4 protein-coding genes and 1 pseudogene are annotated in these 4,061 nt (G+C 53.7%); 3 read left to right on the forward strand and 2 right to left on the reverse strand.

Going from position 1 to position 4,061, the window contains the following annotated elements; translation table 11 throughout:
* Positions 1-521, forward strand: a pseudogene (locus tag ACLP2E_RS16545) (hypothetical protein); the annotation flags it as partial.
* 116 nt (positions 522-637) lie between these two features.
* Here ACLP2E_RS16545 and ACLP2E_RS16550 read toward each other — a convergent pair.
* Together ACLP2E_RS16550 and ACLP2E_RS16555 are read right to left on the reverse strand one after the other, a co-directional pair.
* A complete protein-coding gene (locus ACLP2E_RS16550) occupies positions 638-1,336 on the reverse strand; it encodes a response regulator transcription factor (RefSeq protein WP_442466559.1) in 699 nt (232 codons plus the stop codon).
* A 481-nt stretch (positions 1,337-1,817) separates the two neighbouring features.
* Positions 1,818-2,180: a response regulator transcription factor gene (locus tag ACLP2E_RS16555; protein WP_442466560.1), complete on the reverse strand. Its 363-nt coding sequence runs from the start codon at positions 2,178-2,180 to the stop codon at positions 1,818-1,820.
* Between the two features lie 766 nt (positions 2,181-2,946).
* Here ACLP2E_RS16555 and ACLP2E_RS16560 point away from each other — a divergent pair.
* Both ACLP2E_RS16560 and ACLP2E_RS16565 read left to right on the forward strand, forming a co-directional pair.
* Positions 2,947-3,522: a GNAT family N-acetyltransferase gene (locus ACLP2E_RS16560; protein ID WP_442466561.1), complete on the forward strand. Its 576-nt coding sequence runs from the start codon at positions 2,947-2,949 to the stop codon at positions 3,520-3,522.
* A gap of 139 nt (positions 3,523-3,661) precedes the next feature.
* The coding region (locus ACLP2E_RS16565; protein WP_442466562.1) for a type 1 glutamine amidotransferase domain-containing protein at positions 3,662-4,061 on the forward strand (400 nt) is incomplete at its 3' end.

Below are 4,061 nucleotides of genomic sequence, written 5' to 3' on the forward strand. Positions count from 1 at the left end.
AGCCCGGTGTCGTCCGCCGACTTGGCGGAGAAGGCCAAATCGATTTCTGTTTTTTTGAAATGCACGCCGTGACCGCCCGAAATTTATCGCGCGGGATCATCGGCGCAATTGCGTTCGCGGCGATCAGTTCAACCGCCCTCGCCGCCGATCTCCCGCTAAATCCGGACGTGGTGCCAGCGACGATCTCAACGACGATCTGCCGAACTGGGTGGACGCAGACGGTGCGCCCCTACGTCGCTGACATGAAGCTGATCAAGGCGGAAATGTTGGCGGCCATCGGCGAGCCTATCGAGCGCCGAAATCAATATGAGCTGGATCATAAAATACCGCTCGCCCTCGGCGGCGCCGTCATTGATCGTCGGAACCTCGCGCTTCAACCAATTGACGAAGCCCGTGAAAAGGACGCCATTGAAACTTGCTTGTCATCCCTCGTCTGCCAAGGGAAGATCGACCTCGACGACGCTCAATCGGCGATCTGGGAGAACTGGCGAAAGGCTGGCGAATTATGTAGAGGGCTTTAATTTCTCTGCCAAATCACGCCCAGCGACGGACGCCGCGACGGCGCGAGTATGCCCCGCAGAAAGACGGGCATGGAGCCTGCTATCGCCAAGGCTCTGGGTTGTAGTCGCGGAGCTGTCTACAAAGTCCTGAATGCGGAATGACCAGTTTCAGGCGTCTTCTGGCTAAGATGCGCTGGATTTGGCCTGCAATTCGACGGCTGGATGGTTACCCTGTTCGCTATGAACGATTTCCGAACAAGATCGTGCAAATGGGTCGCTCCCATCTTTTTCATGGTTGACGCGTTATGTTGAAGGACTCTTTGCGTCTCGATCCCCAGCTCAGCGGCGATGGCGTCATTAGAGTCGCCGGTCAGGAGCCTTTCCAAAACCCGCTGTTCTTCCGGCGAGAGAGAAGCCTGTTTTGATCTAAGGAACTTGATTTCTAAGCTTTCGACAAAAGGATTTTCTTGATGCTTCAATGCAGCTCTAACAGAGCTGACTAGAATATCAACAGCACATGGCTTGATATGATAATCAAAAGCGCCATTTTCGAAAGCACTAGCCACCGGCTCCATACCGGAGTCTCCCGTCCATATTATGACAGGCAATGAAATGCCGTTGTTTTTTAACACACGCAATAACTCGATACCAGAAGTTCCCGTCATGTGTAAATCGGCAACTATACAACAGTCTTTATTACTCTCAATGCGCGTAATATTTTTGATTAAATCGTCAGAAGATGAATATGCAATAACATTAAAGCCTTCAGACCCAAGGACAATAGCAAATGACTCTCTAAGCAACTTGTCGTCTTCAACGATATGAACGATTGACATGGAACTACCTTAAGTTGTGTTAAACTTACAACTAAGCTATGCAGTAACTTATGACTTTCGTCATAGATATATCAAAAGCGCCAACTTGACTTTAACCATAGAACGTTGAGTAACATTTCGCAATAATAAAGACTTAACATTTAATCGGTTGTTTGAATAAATGTTTGAAATTGCTATGAAAATAAAATCGAAGTTTGCTTGTCGTCCCTCGTCTGCCAAGGGAAGATCGACCTCGACGACGCGCAATCTGCGATCTGGGAGAACTGGCAAAAGGCTGGCGAATTGTGTGGAGGCCTCTAATTTTCCGACTGCCCGATTGCGCCCAGCGACGGACGCCGCGATGGCGCGAGCATATCAAGATGGTAGCGCGAAAATCCCTATGACGAACTCCGCCCCAGCATTCAATCCGCCAACCATCGGCCATCTTCGCTCGATGGGGCTCCGCGCCCTCTCTGGGCAGCCTCGATTTGGCGGATTAGGCTTATGAGATTTGGCTGTGGGATCGTGTCAATACTGTGTGAATGGCCGCGAGCAAGATTTCGGGGTCAAACGGCTTCTCGAAATAATCGACTGCCCCGCGTTTCATAGCCGTGATTTCAAGTCCAGCATCGGGAAATGCGCTCATGACGATAACGGGCATAAAGACGCCCCGCTCATTCAACCTCGCCAAAAGATCAAGTCCGTCAATTTCGGGCATCTTGAAATCCGTTAAAATGCAACCGGCCCCGGTTTGTTCAATCGTATCGAGGAATGATCGAGCGGAAGCATATGTCTGAACCAGATAACCTTCTAATGCTAAAAGCACTCCTAACGAATTGCGTATCACAGTATCATCGTCGATCACATGAATTATTGGTTCGCAACCCATCACTTTGCATCTCTATGCTTGGTAATTGACTTTGGTGAAGCCGTTTTCTCTCAATTAAAAAACGGGTTATTCCAATTCTCATTTTTCATATGGCTATAGGCGCGAGTTCGTATGGCTATCGGAGCAATGGTCGCCTTTGCAGTTCTGGCGACCGTTATGCAGTCTTCAAGCTTCAGCGACAATAGCAGCGGCCCAAAATTTCTTATATTTGGTGATTTGAGCGCTGCCAGTAGCCCTTTCATTGGCGCGAAATTGGATGCGCCAGCGCTCCTGCGGCAATCAAGAGGAACTGTTCGCCATTGCTGATCCGGCGCTGATAATTTGCCCTACGTGCGGCGGCAGACATATTGACGCCGCGCCAGCATGGCCGGGCGAAATCCCCAAGACCAATTAAGTGGAAGCGCGAACGGCGCGCTCATCGAGTTTTTCCGGCATGAACCACGACTGACAATTAGCATACCGGAATGACGCAGGCTCAAACCCTATGACGAACTCTACCCCACACTCGCCGACAGCCCGCGCAAAGGTCTCGATGCGGCGGAACGCTGCCAATCCCAACGCCCTGCCGGGCGCTTCGACTAGGTCGGGCAAAGGTCGCGCGCGACGGCGTGAGTAGATTCCGAACCTGCCGCAATGCTGCAATGCAGCATAGATGACGATCAAAAGGAAAACGTTCTGGAATCGGAATTTCAACAGCGGCGGGAAAGCCGCTTCATTGAAGGAAATGCTTGTGGAACATACAATGATCCATGGTGGCGTCATTCGCAGATCGTGGCCCGCCGACCTTTCGGCTTTCAGGGACCACCTGCTGAGGCTCGACGCGCAAAGCCGATTTGACCGTTTCGCAATGGCCGTCAACGACGATTTTCTCACCCGTTACGCCGAGCGCTGCTTTGGCATCGACGATGTGATTTATGGCTATTACGTCGATGGCGTGATGCGCGGCGCGGGCGAATTGCGCGCCGTCGGCAGTAATATCATAGGCGGATCGGTCGAGGCGGCCTTCAGCATCGAGATGTTCTGGCGTCGGCGCGGCGTCGGTTCGGAATTAATGGGCCGTATCGTGCGGGCCGCCCGCAACCGGCGCGCCGACACGCTCTATATGTCATGCCTCGCCAGCAATCCGGCGATGCAGGCTTTGGCGCGCAAGTTCGCCGCCGATCTGCGCTTCGAGACCGACGACATGACCGGCAAGCTGGTGGCGCGCGAGCCGTCGGCGGCCTCGGTGTGGAGCGAATTCGCGGACAACGCGGCGAGCTTCGCCACCGCCATGCTCGATCTGCATACGCGAGTGTATTCGATGCAGCGGCGCGTCTGACCATCTTTCCACGCACTTCACGGGCTGCGTCATGATGAAGGTCCGCAAAGCGTCCTCAAACCTCTAACAACAAATGAGGGGTCAAGTCATGACTGCGAACCCATTCAAAATCCTGATCATCACCACTTCTGCGCGGACGATGGGCGCAAGCAATGAGCCCACTGGCCTTTGGCTTGAGGAACTGACGACGCCCTACTACGCCTTTGTTGATGCGGGCGCCGAGGTGACGCTGGCCTCCATCGCCGGAGGCGCAATTCCTGTAGACCCGCGCAGCGTCAAACCGGCGGGCGAGAATGATGCCTCGGTCGAGCGTTATCTGGCCGACGCCGATTTTCGCAAGGCGGTCGCTGAGACGCCGCGCTTCGACAAGCTCGCGACCGACGAATTCGATGCCGTATTCCTGCCCGGCGGCCATGGGACGATGTTCGACTATCCGGGTAACGCCGCCCTCGCCAAGTTGGTCACGCGGACCTTTGAGACCGGCAAAATACTGGCCGCTGTGTGCCATGGCCCGGCTGGTTTGGTTTCGGCTCGCCTGT

The organism is Rhodoblastus sp. (assembly GCF_052145335.1).
In the GTDB taxonomy this organism is placed as follows: domain Bacteria; phylum Pseudomonadota; class Alphaproteobacteria; order Rhizobiales; family Beijerinckiaceae; genus Rhodoblastus.